Below are 18,598 nucleotides of genomic sequence, written 5' to 3' on the forward strand. Positions count from 1 at the left end.
GATCGATCCTGCCACCAGGGTCTGACAGCCGGAAAACCGCCGTGCACAGTCACCCGTTCGGACGTAACCTGTGAAGACTGCCCGTACGCCTTACGCCACGCGCCCCAGCGTCATGCGCGCCTACGCCTCACCGGCCGGAGTACCCCCTTGCCCAGTCCCTACCGCGCGATCTTCTCCGCCCCCGGCACCGTGGGCTTCTCCGCGGCCGGCTTCCTCGGCCGGATGCCGCTCGCCATGATGGGCATCGGCATCGTCACGATGATCTCCCAGCTCACCGGCCGCTACGGGCTGGCCGGCGCGCTGTCCGCGACGCTCGCCGTCTCCGCCGCCGTGCTCGGCCCGCAGGTGTCCCGCCTCGTCGACCGCTACGGCCAGCGCCGGGTGCTGCGTCCGGCCACCCTGATCACGGTCACTGCCGTGGCGGGGCTGCTCATCTGCGCGCAGCAGGGGCTGCCCGAGTGGACGCTGTTCTTCTTCTCGGCGGCCGCCGGCTGCGTACCGAGCATCGGTGCGATGACCCGGGCCCGCTGGGCGACGATCTACCGGGGTTCGGCGCGCGAGCTGCACACCGCGTACTCCTTCGAGTCGATCATCGACGAGGTGTGCTTCATCTTCGGCCCGATCGTCTCCATTGGGCTGTCGACCGTCTGGTTCCCGGAGGCGGGACCGCTGCTGGCGGCGGTCTTCCTGGCGGTCGGTGTGTGGTGGCTGACCGCCCAGCGGGGCACCGAGCCGGTGCCCCACCCGGTCGAGCAGCACACCGGTGGCTCGGCACTGCGCTCCCCCGGCCTCCAGGTGCTGGTGGCCGCGTTCGTCGCCACGGGGACGATCTTCGGCGCGGTGGACGTGGTGACGGTGGCGTTCGCCGAGGAGGAGGGTCACAAGGCCGCGGCCAGCCTGGTGCTCGCGGTGTACGCGCTGGGCTCGTGCGTGGCGGGTGCCGTCTTCGGGCTGCTGCACCTGAAGGGCGAGCCGTCCCGCAGGTGGGTCGTGGGTGTCTGCGCGATGGCCGTGAGTATGATCCCCCTCCAACTGGCCGGGAACCTGCCTTTCCTGGCTGTGGCGCTCTTTGTCGCGGGCCTTGCCATCGCGCCGACGATGGTGACGACCATGGCCCTCGTCGAGGCCCACGTACCGCGCACCAAACTGACCGAGGGCATGTCCTGGACGAGTACGGGGCTCGCGGTCGGCGTGGCGCTCGGCTCCTCGGCCGCCGGCTGGGTGGTCGACGCGCACGGGGCGGCCGCGGGGTACGCGGTGCCCGGCATCGCGGGAGTGCTCGCGGCCGTGGTGGCGTTCCTGGGGTACCGCCGGCTGCGCAGGCCGGTGCCGACGCGGGAGGGGCAGGGGCAGCGTGAGCAGCGCGAGCAGGACCCGGAACAGCCGGAGCAGCAGCACGTGGCGTAACTGGGCGGGGAACGTGGCCGCCAGGCCCGTACGGGAGGCCCGTCCGGCTTCGGTGCGGGAGCTTGCGGACACGGTGCGGCGCGCCGCCGGGGAGGGCCTGCGGGTCAAGACGGTCGGCACGGGTCACTCGTTCACGTCCATCGCCGCCACCGACGGTGTGCTGATCCGCCCGGACCTGCTGACCGGCATCCGGCGGATCGACCGGCGCGAGATGACCGTGACGGTGGAGTCCGGCACGCCCCTGAAGCGGTTGAACGCGGCTCTCGCGCGTGAGGGCCTGTCGCTCACCAATATGGGCGACATCATGGAGCAGACGGTGGCGGGCGCCACCAGCACGGGTACGCACGGCACGGGCCGTGACTCGGCGTCGATCGCCGCGCAGATCAGGGAGCTGGAGCTGGTCACGGCGGACGGCCGGGTGCTGACCTGCTCCGAGAAGGAGAACCCGGACGTCTTCGCGGCCGCCCGGATCGGTCTCGGCGCGCTGGGCGTCGTCTCCGCCATCACCTTCGCCGTGGAGCCCATCTTCCTGCTCACCGCGCGCGAGGAGCCGATGACCTTCGACCGGGTCACCTCGGAGTTCGAGGCGCTGCACGCGGAGAACGAGCACTTCGAGTTCTACTGGTTCCCGCACACCGGTAACTGCAACACCAAGCGCAACAACCGCAGCGCGGGTCCGGCGGCTCCGCCCGGGCGGATCAGCGGCTGGATCGAGGACGAGTTCCTCTCCAACGGCCTGTTCCAGGTGGTCAACTCGATCGGCCGGGCGGTGCCGCCGGTCGTCCCCGCGATCGCCAAGGTCTCCAGCCGCGCGCTGTCGGCGCGTACGTACACGGACATTCCCTACAAGGTCTTCACAAGTCCGCGCCGAGTGCGGTTCGTGGAAATGGAGTACGCGCTTCCGAGAGAGGCCGCGGTCGGCGCGCTGCGCGAGCTGAAGGCGATGGTGGACCGCTCGCCGTTGCGCGTCAGCTTCCCCGTGGAGGTCCGGACGGCGCCCGCGGACGACATCACGCTCTCGACGGCGTCGGGCCGGGACAGCGCGTACATCGCGGTCCACATGTACAAGGGCACGCCGTACCGGTCGTACTTCACGGCGGCGGAACGGATCATGACGGCGCACGGGGGACGCCCGCACTGGGGCAAGCTCCACACCCGGGACGCCGCGTACTTCGCGGACGTGTACCCGCGGTTCGGCGAGTTCACCGCGCTGCGTGACCACCTGGACCCGGAGCGGGTGTTCGGCAACGACTACCTGCGGCGGGTTCTGGGCGACTGACCGCCTTGCCCCGCCGGTCGGTTCACTCGTCCGAACCGTCCGGGGACGGTGTCGGCGTCGGGGTGGGTGTGGGCGTCGGGGTGGGTGTCGGAGTGGGCGTGGGAGTCGGAGTGGGCGTCGGTTTCGGTTTCGGGGTTGGCGTGGGGGTCGGGGTGCCGGTGCCGTCCCGCCCGGTGTCCTGGCCGGGCGTCCGCTCCGGCCGCCGATGATCGTGCCGGTCCTGCTCCGGGGCGGACGGGGCGGGCGGCGTGGTGGACGGACCGGCCGGCGGGGAGTCACCGCCACCGCGCACGACACCACTGATGGTCGTCCCCTTGCCGCCACTGAAGTCCTGACCGGATATCAGCTCGTACGCGGTGATGCCCGCCATGGCCACGCCGAAGACGAGCGCCGCGGCGATCACCGAGCGTTTCCAGCCACGCACGCGCGTGCCGTACGTGGTGGCCGCGCCGAACTCCCCGTCGGCACCGGCTGGCCGGTGAACGGGGGCGCTCCGGCGGCTCTTTGGCCGGGCAGCCTGGAGCGTGACTCCGCGGACGCGCTCTCCGGTGCTCCTGAAGAGGTGCTGGAAAACCGAACCGCCGCAGGTGGCGATGACGCTGATCACGCCCGCGCCGAGCACCGTGCCGTACACGCCCATCTTGGAGGCCAGTTTGGCGGCCACCACGGCCGCGACCGCGCTGCCCGCGACCTGGGCGGCGTTCAGGTCGAGCCGCTTCCTCTTCTCCCTTACCCCTTCTGTCCAGTTATTCCGCGTGTACACCTTCTCGTCCACCTTCAGTCTCACTTCACCCATCTGTCCCAGCATGCAGGGAGAGGAGACCTTTGGGCGAAGCGAATAGTTCCATTTCTGCGGATTCTGTGAAGGACACCACGTGTGACAACCGGTCAGGGGGACCCAACTGCCGTACGCGGGGAGAACTTCGGCGGCGCGCCGGTCCACCCAGGTGGCCCGAATGGAGTACTGTGGCGAGCCCTGGGCCCCGATCCCTTTCGGGTGCCCGGGACCACGGGAGGGGGCCGAAAGCGGCACTCGTTCCGGCGGCGCCGCAGCACCGCACGGCCGCCTGCTGCACAGAGTGACCACACCGGTCACGCTGAGTGGCGAACAGGTAACCGTGCCATAACGGCGTTCCAGGGCCCATGCCCGACACGCCGGGCAACTCGGCAAGGTTGTGGCAGGCTGCACCCGGGCAGGCCACACTCGACTAGCGGAAGCAGCGACGCAGGTGACGTCGGCAGGCACCACCCGGGAGGTCCCCATGCCCGAACTGCGTGTCGTGGCCGTCTCCAACGACGGCACACGACTGGTGCTGAAGGCTGCTGACAACACGGAGTACACGCTTCCGATCGACGAGCGGCTGCGCGCCGCCGTGCGCAACGACCGTGCCCGCCTCGGCCAGATCGAGATCGAGGTCGAGAGCCACCTCCGGCCGCGCGACATCCAGGCGCGTATACGCGCCGGTGCCTCCGCCGAGGAGGTCGCCCAGCTCGCCGGCATCCCCGTGGAGCGCGTGCGCCGCTTCGAGGGCCCCGTCCTCGCGGAACGCGCCTTCATGGCCGAGCGGGCCCGCAAGACCCCCGTACGCCGGCCCGGCGAGAACACCGGCCCGCAGCTCGGCGAGGCGGTGCAGGAGCGGCTGCTGCTGCGCGGCGCCGACAAGGACACGGTGGTCTGGGACTCCTGGCGCCGCGACGACGGCACGTGGGAAGTGCTGCTGGTCTACCGCGTCGCTGGCGAGGTGCACTCGGCGAGCTGGACGTACGACCCGCCCCGCCGGCTGGTCCAGGCCGTGGACGACGAGGCCCGTGCGCTGATCGGCGAGACCGACGACGCGGTGGCCGTCCAGGAGCCGAGCTTCCCGTTCGTCCCGCGCATCGCGCGCCTCCCGCGCGACCGGCCGCTGGACCGCGCCCTGGACCGGCAGATCGAACGGCCCACCGCACCCGCTCCGGCGCCCGAGCCGGAGGAGGAGCCCGAGCGCGACTCGCTGACCAGCCTGCTGGAGGCGGTGCCGAGCTTCCGGGGCGACATGGTCGTACCCGAGCGCCCGGCGGCCGAACCCCCGGCGGCCGAGCCCGTCCAGGAACCGGACGCGGAAGAGCCCCCGGCCGCTGCCCCCGCCGCCTCGGCGGGCGCCGGCTCGGCCTACGCGGACGTACTGATGCCCCGCGCGGTGAGCGGTCACCGCGACCGCCTCACCGGCACGACCGACCGCCAGGCCGAAGCCGACGGCGTCCGCCCCGGCCGCCGGGCAGCGGTCCCGAGCTGGGACGAGATCGTCTTCGGCACGCGCCGCAAGAAGCAGGAGTAGCCGGCGGTCCGGCCCGGCGTGGCCCAGACCGGGCCGGTCCGGCCCGGGGCGGGTCCGGGGCGGGGTACGCCGGTACGCCGGGCCGGGGCGGCTCATGGCCGGGACGGGTTACGCGGGTACGCCGGGCCTGGGCGGTTACGCCGGGCCGGGGCGGGCCGGTTACGCCGGTCCATGTCCGGTCCGGGCCGGGGCGGATTACGCCGGTCCGGTCGGGAGCGGACAGAACCGGGCGCCGGTCCGGCGTCCGGCCGGGGGCGGCCGGTCCGTGTCCGGTCCGGCGCCTGGTCCGTGTCCAGTCCGGTGACCGGGCCATGTCCGATCCGTGCGGCTGGTCCGGGGCCGAGCTGCTCGGGCCCCCGGCCGGTCCGCGTCGCGGTGGGGGCCCGGTCCGGGGGTCAGCCGCGGGCGGCGCCCTTGGCGACGGGGCGGGAGGGGTCGGAGGACCAGTCGGACCACGAGCCCGCGTACAACGCCGCCTGGATGCCCGCGATTTCCAGCGCCAGGACCTCGTGGGCGCCCGACACGCCCGAGCCGCAGTAGACGCCGACCTCCGGGGCGTCGGTCGCGCCCAGGGCCTTGAAGCGGGCCGCCAGGGCCTCGGCGGGCAGGAAGCGGCCGCTCTCGTCGACGTTCTCCGTCGTCGGGGCCGAGGCGGCGCCCGGGATGTGCCCGCCGACGGGGTCGATGGGCTCCACCTCGCCCCGGTACCGCTCCCCCGCCCGCGCGTCCAGCAACAGGCCCGTCCGGGCCAGCGCCGCCGCCCCGTCCGCGTCCAGCAGCGGCAGGGCGCCCGGCTCGGGCGTGAAGTCCCCGGCCACGGGAGTGGGCGTCGCTGTCGACAACTCGCCCCGCCAGGCCGCCAGGCCGCCGTCCAGGACCCGTACGTCCGTGTGCCCCGCCCAGCGCAGCAGCCACCACGCCCGCGCGGCCGCCCAGCCCTGGCCGCCGTCGTAGGTCACGACCCGCGAGTCGGCGCGGACGCCCGCCCGGCGCATCGCCGCGCCGAAGTCCGCCACGTCCGGCAGGGGGTGCCGGCCCCCGGCGCCGGGCGGCCCGGCGAGCTCGGTGTCGAGGTCGACGTACACGGCGCCCGGGATGTGGCCCGCCTCGTAGGCCGGTCGCCCGGGCGGGCCGCCGAGCTGCCAGCGGACGTCCAGGAGGACCGGAGGGCGGGCGCCGGACAGCTCGTCGGCGAGTTCGGTTGCCGAGATGATGGGGTTCATGACGCCATCCTCGCGCAGACGGCGGCACGCGGGCGTGCCAGGACGGGCGGCGGGACGGCCGGGCCGAGGATGGGCAACGAAAATTCGGGCATCCTCCTGCGGGATCGCGCCAATTCACGGCGCGGCCGGGGCGCACCGCGCGGCCGGTGGTGCAAGCATCTGACGGGGCGTACAGCCGGGCCTACAGTCGGTGGCCGACACCGGAGCACGGCACGGCACTCGCCCGGTCCCCCGCACGGCCACGACGATGGTCCGAGGAGAGAGTGACGATGACCGAGGCGACTCGGCGCAAACCCGGTGCACCCTGTTGGGTGAGTTTGATGGTGCACCGCCTTGACGCGACGCAGGAGTTCTACGGGGCGCTGTTCGGCTGGCAGTTCCAGCCGGGCCCGCAACAGCTCGGGCCGTACGTGCGAGGGCTGATCGACGGCAAGGAAGTGGCGGGTATCGGCCAGTTGCCGGCCGACCGGGACTTGCCGATCGCCTGGACGACGTACCTGGCGTCCGACGACGCCGACGAGACCGCCGAATCGATCCGGTGCAGCGGCGGCACCGTCGCCGTCGGCCCGCTCGACGCCGCCGACGCGGGACGGCTGGTGATCTGCTCCGACCCGACGGGCGCCGTCTTCGGGGTCTGGCAGGCCGCCGCGCACCTCGGCACGGCGGTGGTCGGCGCGCCCGGCACCCCGGCCTGGAACGAACTGCTGACGCAGGAGACGGAGTCGGTCAGCAAGTTCTACAAGACGGTTTTCGGGTACGAGATCGATCCCGTCGCCCCGGCCGGCCCGGACCTGGTGACGCTGAAGGTCGACGACCGTCCCGTCGCCTCGCTGCGCGGGGTCGGGGGCGCGCTGCCGCGCGACCGGGGCGCCCACTGGATGACCTGGTTCGAGGTCGCGGACACGGATGCCGCCGCCGAGCGGGTGGCCGAGCTGGGTGGCCGGGTGCTCCAGGCCCCACGCGACGACCCGGCCGGGCGGCTGGCGACCGTCGCCGACCCCGAGGGCGCGGTCTTCACGATCGTACGGTCGGCCGGCCGGGCCTGAGCCACTGTGCTCGTCGTCGCCGGTGCCGGCCGGGCCTGAGCTACTCGGCCGGGACCGGCAGGACGTCCGGGGAGAGGGCGGCCGCGCGGGCGGTGGCGGCCGTCATACGGCGCCGGTGGTGGCGGCGGCAGAGCACCTCGTAACCGACCTCGCCGGCGTCGTCACCAGCGTTGACGTCGCCGACGACGACCTGGGCACCCTCGACGACCATCCGGCCGCCGACGGTGCGCGCGTTGTGGGTGGCGCGTGCGCCGCACCAGCACAGGGCCTCGACCTGGAGCACCTCGACCCGGTCGGCGAGTTCGACGAGGCGCTGGGAGCCGGGGAAGAGCTTGGAGCGGAAGTCGGTGGTGATGCCGAAGGCGAAGACGTCCAGTTCGAGGTCGTCGACGACACGGGCGAGCTGGTCGATCTGCTCGGGCGCGAGGAACTGCGCCTCGTCCGCGATCACGTAGTCGCAGCGCCCTCCCTTGGAGAGGTGGGCGACGAGGTAGGCGTAGAAGTCGAAGCCCTCGGCGGCCTCGACGGCGTCGGTGACGAGGCCGAGCCGGGAGGAGAGCTTGCCCTCGCCGGCCCGGTCGTCACGGGTGAAGATCATGCCCTGGAGGCCGCGTGCGGAGCGGTTGTGCTCGATCTGGAGAGCGAGGGTGCTCTTTCCGCAGTCCATGGTTCCGGAGAAGAACACGAGCTCGGGCATGGGGAGGTGACGACCTTTCGGGTCAGGGTCGGGGCGCTGGAGGCGGCTGCTGACGAACGTGCCTTGCAAACGTCTCTTACGAACGTACTTCGAGTAGCGGAACGAGCTGCTCCACGGGCGTCATCGACCCGTGGACGCCGACCATCGCCGATTCGTTCGGCTCGTTGACGGACGCCGTGATGACGACGTCGTCGTGGGCGGCGGCGACAACGTCGCCGATCCGGCCGTGGACGCGCTCGTCGATCACCGGGCCGAACCAGCCGGCCGCGATGGCCTCGTCGCGGCTCGCCACCCAGAACTGTTCACCGAGCACCTCGCGCCAGCACGCCAGTACGTCCGCCTCGGCGCCGGGCACCGCGTAGACGTGGCGGGCGCGGCCCTCGCCGCCGAGCAGGGCCACTCCGGCGCGCAGCTCCCAGTCCTCGTCGAAGTCGATGCGGGACTGCTCGTCGAACGGGATGTCGATCATGCCGTGGTCGGCCGTGACGTACAGCGCGGTGCGGGGCGGGAGCTGCTCGGCGAGGCGCTGGACGAGCCGGTCGACGCACATGAGCTGGCCGCGCCAGGCGTCGGAGTCCACGCCGAAGCGGTGGCCGCTGCCGTCGACCTCGCTGTAGTACGTGTAGACGAGGGAGCGGTCCCCGGCGGCCAGTTGCTCGGCGGCGAGGTCCATGCGCTCCTCGCCGGTGAGCCGCCCATGAAACGTTCCGCCACTGAGGGCGACCTTGGTGAGCGGGGTGTCCTTGAAGGTCGGCGAGGAGACCTGCGCGGTGTGGACGCCGGCCGCGTCGGCGAGCTGGAAGACGGTCGGGTACGGCTGCCAGACGTGCGGCGGCGTCCAGGGCTTCCAGCGGAGCTGGTTCATCAGCTCGCCGATCGCGGGGTCGCGCACGGTGTAGCCGGGCAGGCCGTGCTCGCCGGGCGGCCGTCCCGTACCGACCGAGGCGAGCGAGGTCGCGGTGGTGGCGGGGAACCCGGCGGTGATGGGCCGGCCCGTGCCGCCCCGGGAGCTGCCGAGGAGGGACGCGAGGTAGGGCGCCTCGTCCGGGTGGGCCTTGATCTGTTCCCAGCCGAGGCCGTCGATCAGGAACACGCAGTTCCGGTCGGCGGGGGTCAGCTCGGCGATACGGTGCTCGAACCCGGGCACGCCCAGGCCGGCGGCGAGCGTCGGCAGGAGGTCGGCGAGGGAGCCGGAGCCGTACTCGGGTACGGGCGCGGTGTCGAGGACGAGCGGCATCGGCTCGTCGGGCCAGGCGGACGCCATGTGTGCGGGCTGGGCCATCAGCGGGTGGCCGCGGTGGCTTCGGACAGCGCCTGGGCGAAGGCGAGGGCCTGGCGGACCGTCTCGGGTCCGTCGCCGGCCTCGCTGACGCGCAGGCTCAGGTCGTCGGCCGTGGAGTTGCCGGTGTAGCCGTGGTCCGCGTCGCAGTTCGGATCGCCGCAGGCGGCGGGCTCCAGGTCGATCCGGGAGACGGCGCCCCAGCCGATGGTGAGGACCACTTCACGCGGCAGGGTGCCGGGCGAGTACGACTCGGGGTTGGCGACGACGCGACTGAGGACGACGGAGGAGATCCGGCCGAGCTTGACCGACTCGGTGGAGGTGGTGGCGTACGGCGTCGGCGAGCTGGTGTCGGCGTTCTGCTCGTCGGTGTGGCTGACGATGAAGCGGTTGGCCGTCAGGACGAGGACCGTGACGTGGCGGCGCACCTCGTTGGCGTCGAAGGTGGTCTCCTGGTGGACCAGGTACGACGCGATCGGCTCCCCGCCGACGGCGGCCTCCACCGCCTCGGCCACAAGGGCCGGGTAGTAGCCGCTGCGCTCGATCGCCGCGCGCAGCCCCTGGGTGGTCGTACCGGTCTTCGCCATGGACTCCATCCTACGGGGGCGCGGTGACTGCACGGGACGCACGGGAACCGGGTCGTCGGCGGGTCGGTGGCGGCCTGGCCGGGGGCGGGGGGGCATGGGGCAGGGGCGTCAGTAGCTGGGGAGGCGGCGGGGGCCGAGGTCGGTGCGGGCGGGGGGCGGGGCGAGCCGGACGGTCGCGCCGAGGACGGAGAGTCCGTGCGTGGCGACGACCACCGGTTCCAGGCCGACGGCGACGATTTCCGGGTGGTCGTCGACCAGCCGTGACACCCGGAGCAACAGCTCTTCGAGGGCGGCGGTGTCGACGGGCGCGGAGCCGCGCCAGCCGAACAGGAGCGGGGCGGTGCGGATGGAGCGGATCTGCTCGGCGACGTCCCGGTCGGTGGCGGGGACCAGGCGGTGCGCGGTGTCGCCCAGCAGCTCCGAGGGGGCGCCCGCGAGCCCGAAGGACAGGACGGCGCCGACGGCGGGGTCGATGGCGGCGCGTACGACGGTGTCGACGCCGCGCGGGACCATGGCCTGGACGACCGGCTGGAGCTCCTCGGGCTTGCCCAGGGTCTCGGTCAACTCGGCGTAGGCGGCCCGCAACTGCTCCTCGGTGGCCAGGTCGAGGCGGACGCCGCCGAGGTCGGGGCGGTGGCGGAGGTGCGGGGCGGTGGTCTTGAGCGCCACGGGGTAGCCGAGGCCGGCGGCGGCGCGGACGGCGGCGTCGGCGGTGGGGGCGGGCAGCGCGGGGCGTACGGCGATGCCGTAGCGCCCGAGCAGCTCGCGGGCTGCGTCGGGGGCGAGGGTGACGCCCTGCTCGTCCACGTCGTCCCCGAGTGCCCGCTCGATCTGCGCGGCGGCTCCCGCCTCGTCGATGCCCTCGTACTCGGGGACGCGCCCCGGGTCGGTGATCTGGCGTCGCCACTGCCCGTACCTGACGGCCTCGGCCAGGGCCCGGACGGCCCGCTCGGCCGCGGGGTACGCGGGGATGCGGTACTCACCGGCGGGGGCGGGGGCCACCGGGGGTGCCGGGGGTGCCGGGGCAGGTGGAGCCGGCGGGGTGGCCGGGGCGGGCGTCTCCGGGCCGGGAGCCGTGCGCGGGGTCCCGGTCGGCGGGGGCGGGGCGGTCGGTGCCGTGCTGGTGGCGGCCGCCAGGGCGTCGGCGAGGGCGCCCATCTCCACGTGGACGACCAGCACCGGCTTCGCCGGTGCCTCGGCGGAGGCGGCCCGCAGCGCCTCGGCCAGGACCTCGCCGTCGCCGGACTCGGTCGCCCCGTTCTCCCCGACCCAGGGGATCGCGGTGACCACGACCGCGTCGCACGCGTCGTCCCGGAGGGCTTCGGACAGGGCGGTACGGAAGTCCTCCGGCGTGGCCGCCGTCGTCAGGTCGCGCGGCCGCTGGGGCCTGAGCCCCTCGGTCAGGCAGGCGTCGTACGTCAACAGCCCCAGCGACTCGGAGTTGCCGAGGATCGCCACGCGCGGGCCCGCCGGGAGCGGCTGCCCGGCGAGGAGCAGGCCGGCGTCGACCAGCTCGGTGACCGTGTCGACGCGGATCACGCCCGCCTGCCGGAGCAGGGCCGAGACCGTGGTGTGCGGGATGCGGGTGACCGGCACCGCGTGGCCTGGGGGCGCACTGCCGCTGTGCCGGCCGCCCTTGACGACGACGACCGGTTTCACCGCCGCCGTACGCCGGGCGAGCCGGGTGAACTTGCGCGGGTTGCCGATCGATTCGAGGTAGAGCAGCACGACGTCGGTGTCGGGGTCGTCGTACCAGTACTGAAGGATGTCGTTGCCCGACACGTCCGCGCGGTTGCCCGCCGAGACGAAGGACGACAGGCCGGCGCCGCGCCGGTGCAGTCCGGACAGCAGCGCGATGCCGATGGCGCCGGACTGGGTGAACAGCCCAATCCGTCCCGGCACCGGCGGGTGCGGGGCGAGCGAGGCGTTGAGCCGCACACCGGGTGCGGTGTTGATGATCCCGAACGCGTTGGGCCCGATGATGCGCATCCCGTACGAGCGTGCCTGCCGCACCAGTTCCCGCTGGCGCCCGCGACCCTCGGCGCCCTGTTCGGCGTAACCGGCGGTCAGGACCACCAGACCCTGCACGCCGTGTTCCCCGCAGTCGGCGACGACCTCGGGGACCCGCTCGGCCGGTACGGCGACGACGGCGAGGTCGACCGGCTCCCCGATGTCGGCGACGGAGCGGAAGGCGGGCACCCCCTCCAGGGACGTCGTCGTCTCGGGGAGGGCGCGATTGACCGCGTACGTACGGCCGGTGTACCCGGCGCCGAGGAGGTTGCGCAGGACGGTGCGGCCGACGCCGCCGGGGGCGCGGCCGGTGCCGATGACGGCGACGGAGCCGGGTGCCAGGAGCCGCTGGACGGACCGCGCCTCGGCGCGCTGTTCGCGGGCGCGCTGCACGGCGAGGGCCCGGTCGGTGGGCTCCAGGTCGAGGTGGAGGCGGACGGCTCCGTCCTCGAAGCTGCGCTTCTGCGTGTACCCGGCGTCCGTGAAGACCTTGATCATCTTGGTGTTGGCGGGCAGGACCTCGGCCGCGAACCGCCGGATTCCCCGCTCGCGCGCGACCGCCGCGATGTGTTCGAGCAGCGCGGATGCGACGCCCCGCCCCTGGTGGGCGTCCTGGACGAGGAAAGCGACCTCGGCCTCGTCGGCGGGGGCGCTCGCGGGCAGGCCCTGCGCGTTGATCCGGTCGTAACGGACGGTCGCGATGAACTCGCCGCCGACCGTGGCCGCGAGCCCCACGCGGTCCACGTAGTCGTGGTGGGTGAAGCGGTGCACGTCCTTGGCGGAGAGCCGGGGGTAGGGTGCGAAGAACCGGTAGTACTTCGACTCGTCCGAGACCTGCTCGTAGAAGCTGACCAGGCGCTCGGCGTCATCCGTGGTGATCGGCCTGATCCGCGCGGTGCCGCCGTCCCGCAGCACGACGTCGGCCTCCCAGTGGTCGGGGTACACGTGTTCCGGCTGATCCGACGGGGTCCGCATGGGCCCAGAGTACGGGGCGGACGGCCGGTCGCGGAGGTGCTGTGGACAACGCAGGGTGAGGGTGAACCGGTCGGCCGCCCGGCCCGTGGGAACCGGTGCGCCGACTGGGTCGTGGACCGGTCGGCGAAGGCGGGTCCTGAAGCCGGTCATGAGGCCGGTTCGAGCACCCTGCCGGACATGAGAGACTGGGTTCCACAACTGGTCTAGACAACCGCCGAGACTCGAAGGGCAACACCATGGCTGAGCGCCGCGTCAACGTCGGCTGGGCCGAGGGCCTGCACGCCCGCCCCGCCTCCATCTTCGTCCGTGCCGCCACGGCCGCCGGCGTCCCCGTGACGATCGCCAAGGCAGATGGCAACCCCGTCAACGCCGCGTCGATGCTCGCGGTGCTGGGCCTGGGCGCGCAGGGCGGCGAGGAGATCGTGCTCGCTTCGGACGCCGAGGGCGCGGACGCCGCCCTGGACCGCCTGGCGAAGCTGGTCTCCGAGGGCCTCGAGGAACTCCCCGAGACCGTCTGACCCGCCCCGTCGCATCACACGGAGCCGTACCCCCGGAAAACGGGTGGTACGGCTCCGCTTTTATGACCGTGAGGTTCGCCGGTACAGGTTTCTCCCTTGGCGTTTCGCCCACGGCGTTTCGCCCGCGGCGTTCGACCCCGTGACGTTTTCGCCCGCGCAGTCCCACCCCGCGCTTTCAGGAGCCCTCCCGGTTTTCGGCACGGGGCACCCTTTCACCGCGCGCGGCTTTTCGGGCATGCGAATTCAGGGGCGCAATTCCCCCGCCTTTGTATACGGTGCCGCTGTTAATTGCGGGCGCTCGCGGTGTTTACGGGGTGTTGCGAAGTCCTCACACGGCCGACGGGCCGCTCGGGCCGCTCGGGGCGGCGCAGCCGGTGGGAGGGCAGCGAGCGTTCGACGTGGAGGGCCGTGAGCGCGCGGGCGCGGTCGGCGTCGCCGCGCGCGACGGCGTCGACGATCGCGCCGTGCTCGGCCCACGCCTCCGCCGGCCGGGCCGGCTGGTCGACCGCGTACATCCAGGCGATCTTGTGCCGGAGCTGGGTGAGCAGCGCCGTCAGCGCCGGGCTGCCGGACGCCTGGGCGAGCGTCTCGTGGAACCAGCCGTCCAGCGAGCGCAGGTCCTCCCGCTGGCCCCGGCGCGCCCGCTCCTGGCCCAGCCTGACCAGCCCCCGCAGCACCTTCAGGTGCGCCTCCGTGCGGCGCTGGGCGGCCCGCGCGGCGCCCAGCGGCTCCAGCAGCGTACGCATCTCCAGCAGGTCGGCCGCCTCCTGCTCGGTGGGCTCGGCGACGCACGCGCCGACGTGGCGGCGAGTGGTCACGAAGCCCTCCGACTCCAGCGTCCGCAGCGCCTCACGGACCGGGACGCGCGAGACTCCGTAGCGTCGGGCGAGCTGCTCCTCGGTGAGCCGGCTGCCCCGCTCGAACACACCGGTGACGATGTCGTCGCGGATCGCCGTGCATACCGAGTGCGCTGGAATGCGCATACCGAACCCCCAACTTAATCCGCGCGAAACTCACCCGCTCGACGTCTGTTCCGTGACTCTATTGCAGGGGGCCGCAATTTCCGATAGCCACCCTGAATCCATGGAGTTCTTTTTGGCCAGGAGGCCCTGGCCAGGAGTACCCGGCCAGGGGCCCCGGGATGGCGAAGGCCCCGGTTCGCATCCGAACCGGGGCCTTGCCTGACGAACAGAGAGGGTCAGACGTTGACGCCGTGCGAGCGGAGGTAGGCGACCGGGTCGATGTCCGAGCCGTACTCGGCGCTCGTCCGGGCCTCGAAGTGGAGGTGCGGGCCGGAGGAGTTGCCGGTCGAGCCCGACAGGCCTATCTGCTGGCCCGGCATGACGGTCTGGCCGGCCGAGACGCTGATGGAGGACAGGTGGCCGTACTGGGTGTACGTACCGTCGTTCATCCGGATCACGACGTTGTTGCCGTACGCGCCGCCCCAGCCCGCCTCGACGACGGTGCCCGCGCCCACGGAGACCACGCGGGAGCCGGAGGCGGCGTGGAAGTCGATGCCGGTGTGGCTGCCGGAGGACCACATGGCGCCGCCGGTCTGGTAACCGGTGCTGACGTACGTGCCGGCGACCGGGAGCTGGAAGGCGTTGAGCCGCTTGCGCTCGGCCTCGCGGTCGGCGCGCTCCTTGGCCTCGCGGGCGGCCTGCACCCGGATCTCGGCCTTGCGCTTCGCCTCCGCCTCGGCCTTCGCCTGGGCGGCGGCCTTGGCGGCGGCCTCCTGGGCCTCCAGCTCCTGGGCCTCGGCCTGGGCGTCGACCTGCTCGGCGAGCGTGTCGGTGATGACGGCCTGGTTGAGGCCGGTGTCCTCGAGCGAGAGGGGCACAGCCTCCGGGTTCGCGGCGAGCGCCGGGGAAGCGAGGGATCCGATGACGCCGGTGGTGGCGAGGGCCGCGACTCCGGCGACGTGTGCGCTCTTACGGCTCAGGCGGCTCGGGGCACGGTGCTTCCCGGTGGCACGGGTGAACGCCATGAAGTGGCTGGTCCTTTCCTTCCTTCTCGCCTACCGGGTTAGCTGACGGGTTCGGAGCAGGAAGGTCTCCTACGGACCCCTCCGCACGGGTGCGAAGGCGTCCGATTCACCCCAGGGACTGCGTGGGTCCCCGGCTCCCCAGGCTCGCGCCTGATGGGGACTCGGCGATGGCTGTCCGGTGCCGCGGGTGCGGCGGGTACCGGTCGGACAGCGCATCAGACGCTAAGCGGCCGATCTTTCAATCACCAAACAGACACGGTTTTTTGTAGCGCACGCCACAGGGCAGACACCGAATCTCCGCAACAAAGCGGACATACGGGCGGACCCCGGCATCGGGCGATGCCGGGGTCCCGGTGAGCGGCCGCTCGCGAGGAGGACGCGAGGCGGAGCCGCGTCACCTCGGGTGAGCGGAAACCGCGTCAATCAGCCGCTTACGACGGTCACTTCACCGATTCCGAGTGCCTCTACGGGCTCCTTGATCTGTGCCGCGTCGCCGACGAGGACCGTGACCAGACGGTCCGTCGGGAACGCGCTGACGACCGCCGCGGTGGCCTCCACGGTGCCCGTCTCCGCCAGCCGGGCGTACATCTGGGCCTGGTAGTCGTCCGGGAGGTGCTGCTCGACCTGGTCGGCGAGGGTGCCCGCGACGGCGGCGGCCGTCTCGTACTTGAGCGGGGCGACGCCCACCAGGTTCTGCACGGCCGTCTCCCGCTCGGCGTCGGTCAGGCCCTCGGCGGCGAGGGTGCGCAGCACCTTCCACAGGTCGTCGAGCGCCGGGCCCGTGTGGGGCGTGTCGACGGAGCCGCTGATGGCGAGCATGGCCGCGCCGTTGCCCTCGGGCCCGGAGCGCAGCACCTGGCCGAAGGCCCGTACGCCGTAGGTGTAGCCCTTCTCCTCGCGCAGGACCCGGTCCAGGCGGGAGGTGAGGGTACCGCCCAGGCAGTAGGTGCCGAGCACCTGGGCCGGCCAGACCCGGTCGTGCCGGTCCGGGCCGATGCGGCCGATGAGGAGCTGCGTCTGTACGGCGCCGGGACGGTCGACGATGACGACGCGGCCCGTGTCGTCGGCCGTCACGGGCGGTACGGGACGGGGCTCGGCCATGTCGCCGGTCCAGGCGCCCAGGGTGTCGGCGAGCACCGCGTCGAGGTCCACGCCGGTGAGGTCACCGACCACGACCGCGGTGGCGGTGGCGGGGCGGACGTGCGCCTCGTAGAAGGCGCGTACGGCCGAGGCGTCGATCCGGGCGACGGTCTCCTCGGTGCCCTGGCGGGGGCGTGACATGCGGGAGGTGGCCGGGAACAGCTCCTTGGAGAGCTGCATGGCGGCGCGGCGCGAGGGGTTGGCGATCTCGTGCGGGATCTCGTCGAGCCGGTTGCGGACGAGGCGCTCGACCTCGCTGTCGGCGAACGCGGGCGCGCGCAGGGCCTCGGCGACCAGGCCGAGGGCCTTGGCGAGCCGGGAGACCGGGACTTCGAGGGAGATTCGTACGCCGGGGTGGTCGGCGTGCGCGTCGAGGGTGGCGCCGCAGCGCTCCAGCTCGGCGGCGAACTCCTCCGCCGAGTGCTTGTCGGTGCCCTCGGACAGGGCGCGCGCCATGATCGTGGCGACGCCGTCGAGGCCCTCCGGCTCGGCCTCCAGCGGGGCGACGAGGAAGATCTCGACGGCCACGACCTGCTGGCCGGGGCGGTGGCAGCGCAGCACGGTCAGGCCGTTGTCCAGCGCGCCCCGGTCGGGGGCGGGGAAGGCCCACGGCTTGGCGGTCCCGGGGCGGGGCTGCGGGTGGAACTCCATGGACGTCAAGGACGTGGCGGCGTCGCTCACTGGCCGGCCCCCTCTTCTTCCTGCTCGCTGTGGTCGGTGCTGACGGGTTCGTAGACCAGCACCGCCCTGTTGTCGGGGCGGAGGCGGGCCTTGGCGACCGCCTGGACCTCCTCGGCGGTGACGTCCAGGACGCGCTGGACGGCGGTCAGGGCGAGCTGCGGGTCGCCGAACAGCACGGCGTACCGGCACAGTTCGTCCGCGCGGCCCGCGACCGTGCCGAGCCGGTCCAGCCACTCGCGTTCGAGCTGGGCCTGGGCGCGCTCCATCTCCTCGGGCGTCGGGCCCTCGGCGGCGAACCGGGCCAGCTCGTCGTCGACGGCGGCCTCGATGTCGGGCACCTCCACCCCGCCGGACGTCTTGACGTCCAGCCAGCCGAGCGAGGGGGCCCCGGCCAGGCGCAGCAGGCCGAAGCCGGCCGCCACGGCCGTGCGGTCGCGGCGCACCAGGCGGTTGTGCAGCCGCGACGACTCGCCGCCGCCCAGGATGGTGAGGGCGATGTCGACGGCGTCGCACTCGCGCGTGCCGTCGTGCGGGAGCCGGTAGGCGGCCATCAGGGCGCGGGCCGGGACCTCCTCCTCGACGACCTCGCGCAACTGCTCGCCGATGATCTCGGGCAGCGTCCCGTCCCGGGGCGGCTGCTTGCCGTCGTGGGCGGGGATGGAGCCGAAGTACTTCTCGATCCAGGCGAGCGTCTGCGCCGGGTCGATGTCGCCGACGACCGACAGGACGGCGTTGTTCGGCGCGTAGTACGTACGGAAGAAGTTCCGCGCGTCCTCGAGGGTGGCGGCGTCCAGGTCGGCCATGGAGCCGATCGGGGTGTGGTGGTAGGGGTGGCCCTCCGGGTAGGCGAGCGCGGTGAGCTTCTCGAAGGCCGTGCCGTAGGGAACGTTGTCGTATCGCTGGCGGCGCTCGTTCTTGACGACGTCCCGCTGGTTCTCCATGGACTCCTCGTCGAGCGCGGCGAGGAGGGAGCCCATCCGGTCGGCTTCCAGCCAGAGGGCCAGCTCGAGCTGGTGGGCGGGCATGGTCTCGAAGTAGTTGGTGCGCTCGAAGCTGGTGGTGCCGTTGAGGGAGCCGCCGGCGCCCTGCACCAGCTCGAAGTGGCCATTGCCCTGGACCTGCTTCGAGCCCTGGAACATCAGGTGCTCGAAGAGGTGGGCGAGGCCGGTACGGCCCTTGACCTCGTGGCGCGAGCCGACGTCGTACCAGAGGCAGACCGCGGCGACCGGGGTCAGGTGGTCCTCGGAGAGCACCACGCGCAGGCCGTTGGCCAAGCGGTGCTCGGTCGCTGTCAGGCCGCCGGAGCCGGCCTGGGCTGTGGCCGTGTGACCCATGGGCATGTACGTCCCTTCGATCGCTGTGTGAAAAGTCCAGCCGCGGACCGCCGCGGTGGTCCTGCCACTGTATGCACCTGCTGCGACCTGCCGCGGACCGCTGTGAAAGTCCTGCCACTG

General features: G+C 72.9%; 15 protein-coding genes and 1 riboswitch. Of the genes, 5 read left to right on the forward strand and 10 right to left on the reverse strand.

Annotation, left to right across the window (positions count from 1 at the left end):
- Positions 1 to 147 precede the first annotated feature (147 nt).
- Entirely contained in the window at positions 148 to 1,407 is a 1,260-nt protein-coding gene (locus ACZ46W_RS05980) for an MFS transporter (RefSeq protein WP_468331928.1), read from the forward strand.
- On the forward strand, positions 1,355 to 2,686 hold the full coding sequence (locus ACZ46W_RS05985) for a D-arabinono-1,4-lactone oxidase (RefSeq protein WP_468331931.1): 1,332 nt from the start codon (positions 1,355 to 1,357) through the stop codon (positions 2,684 to 2,686). The genes ACZ46W_RS05980 and ACZ46W_RS05985 overlap by 53 nt, the downstream gene beginning before the upstream one ends.
- Positions 2,687 to 2,708: 22 nt before the next feature.
- Here the strand turns inward: ACZ46W_RS05985 and ACZ46W_RS05990 are convergent, their stop codons facing one another.
- Positions 2,709 to 3,482 (reverse strand): hypothetical protein, encoded by a 774-nt coding sequence (locus tag ACZ46W_RS05990; RefSeq protein ID WP_468331934.1) that lies wholly within the window; start codon positions 3,480 to 3,482, stop codon positions 2,709 to 2,711.
- A gap of 466 nt (positions 3,483 to 3,948) precedes the next feature.
- Here ACZ46W_RS05990 and sepH point away from each other — a divergent pair, with 466 nt between their 5' ends.
- Entirely contained in the window at positions 3,949 to 5,001 is a 1,053-nt protein-coding gene (gene sepH / locus ACZ46W_RS05995) for a septation protein SepH (RefSeq protein ID WP_468331937.1), read from the forward strand.
- A 395-nt stretch (positions 5,002 to 5,396) separates the two neighbouring features.
- Here sepH and ACZ46W_RS06000 read toward each other — a convergent pair whose 3' ends face one another.
- A complete protein-coding gene (locus ACZ46W_RS06000) occupies positions 5,397 to 6,224 on the reverse strand; it encodes a sulfurtransferase (RefSeq protein WP_468331940.1) in 828 nt (275 codons plus the stop codon).
- A gap of 269 nt (positions 6,225 to 6,493) precedes the next feature.
- Between ACZ46W_RS06000 and ACZ46W_RS06005 the strand changes: the two genes are divergently transcribed.
- Positions 6,494 to 7,270: a VOC family protein gene (locus tag ACZ46W_RS06005; protein WP_468331942.1), complete on the forward strand. Its 777-nt coding sequence runs from the start codon at positions 6,494 to 6,496 to the stop codon at positions 7,268 to 7,270.
- Between the two features lie 40 nt (positions 7,271 to 7,310).
- Here the strand turns inward: ACZ46W_RS06005 and ACZ46W_RS06010 are convergent, their stop codons facing one another.
- From ACZ46W_RS06010 to ACZ46W_RS06025, 4 genes are all read right to left on the reverse strand, one after another.
- Complete coding sequence (locus tag ACZ46W_RS06010) at positions 7,311 to 7,967, reverse strand: thymidine kinase (RefSeq protein WP_468331945.1); 657 nt, start codon at positions 7,965 to 7,967, stop codon at positions 7,311 to 7,313.
- Between the two features lie 76 nt (positions 7,968 to 8,043).
- A complete protein-coding gene (locus ACZ46W_RS06015) occupies positions 8,044 to 9,249 on the reverse strand; it encodes an alkaline phosphatase family protein (RefSeq protein WP_468331948.1) in 1,206 nt (401 codons plus the stop codon).
- A complete protein-coding gene (locus ACZ46W_RS06020) occupies positions 9,249 to 9,833 on the reverse strand; it encodes a DUF5998 family protein (RefSeq protein ID WP_468331951.1) in 585 nt (194 codons plus the stop codon). Before ACZ46W_RS06020 ends, ACZ46W_RS06015 begins: the two co-directional genes overlap by 1 nt.
- A 108-nt stretch (positions 9,834 to 9,941) precedes the next feature.
- Positions 9,942 to 12,818 (reverse strand): bifunctional acetate--CoA ligase family protein/GNAT family N-acetyltransferase, encoded by a 2,877-nt coding sequence (locus tag ACZ46W_RS06025; RefSeq protein WP_468331954.1) that lies wholly within the window; start codon positions 12,816 to 12,818, stop codon positions 9,942 to 9,944.
- Between the two features lie 236 nt (positions 12,819 to 13,054).
- Here ACZ46W_RS06025 and ACZ46W_RS06030 point away from each other — a divergent pair, with 236 nt between their 5' ends.
- The gene (locus ACZ46W_RS06030; protein ID WP_003993478.1) at positions 13,055 to 13,336 is read left to right on the forward strand and encodes an HPr family phosphocarrier protein; all 282 of its coding nucleotides are present in this window, start codon (positions 13,055 to 13,057) and stop codon (positions 13,334 to 13,336) included.
- 284 nt (positions 13,337 to 13,620) lie between these two features.
- On the opposite strand, the gene ACZ46W_RS06035 is transcribed toward ACZ46W_RS06030, so the two are convergent.
- The 4 genes from ACZ46W_RS06035 to ACZ46W_RS06050 all read right to left on the reverse strand — a co-directional run bounded on the left by ACZ46W_RS06035 (position 13,621) and on the right by ACZ46W_RS06050 (position 18,478).
- Positions 13,621 to 14,319 (reverse strand): GntR family transcriptional regulator, encoded by a 699-nt coding sequence (locus tag ACZ46W_RS06035; RefSeq protein ID WP_468331958.1) that lies wholly within the window; start codon positions 14,317 to 14,319, stop codon positions 13,621 to 13,623.
- 215 nt (positions 14,320 to 14,534) lie between these two features.
- Positions 14,535 to 15,323: a M23 family metallopeptidase gene (locus ACZ46W_RS06040; protein WP_468331961.1), complete on the reverse strand. Its 789-nt coding sequence runs from the start codon at positions 15,321 to 15,323 to the stop codon at positions 14,535 to 14,537.
- Between the two features lie 13 nt (positions 15,324 to 15,336).
- A riboswitch (cyclic di-AMP (ydaO/yuaA leader) is annotated at positions 15,337 to 15,500 on the reverse strand.
- Between the two features lie 246 nt (positions 15,501 to 15,746).
- The gene (locus ACZ46W_RS06045) at positions 15,747 to 17,114 is read right to left on the reverse strand and encodes a M16 family metallopeptidase (RefSeq protein WP_468332482.1); all 1,368 of its coding nucleotides are present in this window, start codon (positions 17,112 to 17,114) and stop codon (positions 15,747 to 15,749) included.
- A gap of 26 nt (positions 17,115 to 17,140) precedes the next feature.
- Positions 17,141 to 18,478 carry a M16 family metallopeptidase gene (locus ACZ46W_RS06050; protein WP_468332485.1) on the reverse strand — a complete coding sequence of 446 codons (1,338 nt, stop codon included), beginning with the start codon at positions 18,476 to 18,478 and terminating at the stop codon, positions 17,141 to 17,143.
- Positions 18,479 to 18,598: the final 120 nt, after the last annotated feature.

It is taken from the genome of Streptomyces sp. NPDC031064, assembly GCF_055570965.1.

Bases quoted from the DNA above. Each gene is read 5' to 3' on its own strand.
- ACZ46W_RS06025 (WP_468331954.1), bottom strand. From the start codon at position 12,818: ATGCGGACCCCGTCGGATCAGCCGGAACACGTGTACCCCGACCACTGG.
- ACZ46W_RS06000 (WP_468331940.1), bottom strand. From the start codon at position 6,224: ATGAACCCCATCATCTCGGCAACCGAACTCGCCGACGAGCTGTCCGGC.
- ACZ46W_RS06050 (WP_468332485.1), bottom strand. From the start codon at position 18,478: ATGGGTCACACGGCCACAGCCCAGGCCGGCTCCGGCGGCCTGACAGCG.
- ACZ46W_RS06020 (WP_468331951.1), bottom strand. From the start codon at position 9,833: ATGGCGAAGACCGGTACGACCACCCAGGGGCTGCGCGCGGCGATCGAG.
- ACZ46W_RS06030 (WP_003993478.1), top strand. From the start codon at position 13,055: ATGGCTGAGCGCCGCGTCAACGTCGGCTGGGCCGAGGGCCTGCACGCC.
- ACZ46W_RS06040 (WP_468331961.1), bottom strand. From the start codon at position 15,323: ATGGCGTTCACCCGTGCCACCGGGAAGCACCGTGCCCCGAGCCGCCTG.
- sepH (WP_468331937.1), top strand. From the start codon at position 3,949: ATGCCCGAACTGCGTGTCGTGGCCGTCTCCAACGACGGCACACGACTG.
- ACZ46W_RS06015 (WP_468331948.1), bottom strand. From the start codon at position 9,249: ATGGCCCAGCCCGCACACATGGCGTCCGCCTGGCCCGACGAGCCGATG.
- ACZ46W_RS06035 (WP_468331958.1), bottom strand. From the start codon at position 14,319: ATGCGCATTCCAGCGCACTCGGTATGCACGGCGATCCGCGACGACATC.
- ACZ46W_RS06010 (WP_468331945.1), bottom strand. From the start codon at position 7,967: ATGCCCGAGCTCGTGTTCTTCTCCGGAACCATGGACTGCGGAAAGAGC.
- ACZ46W_RS05990 (WP_468331934.1), bottom strand. From the start codon at position 3,482: ATGGGTGAAGTGAGACTGAAGGTGGACGAGAAGGTGTACACGCGGAAT.
- ACZ46W_RS06005 (WP_468331942.1), top strand. From the start codon at position 6,494: ATGACCGAGGCGACTCGGCGCAAACCCGGTGCACCCTGTTGGGTGAGT.
- ACZ46W_RS06045 (WP_468332482.1), bottom strand. From the start codon at position 17,114: ATGGAGTTCCACCCGCAGCCCCGCCCCGGGACCGCCAAGCCGTGGGCC.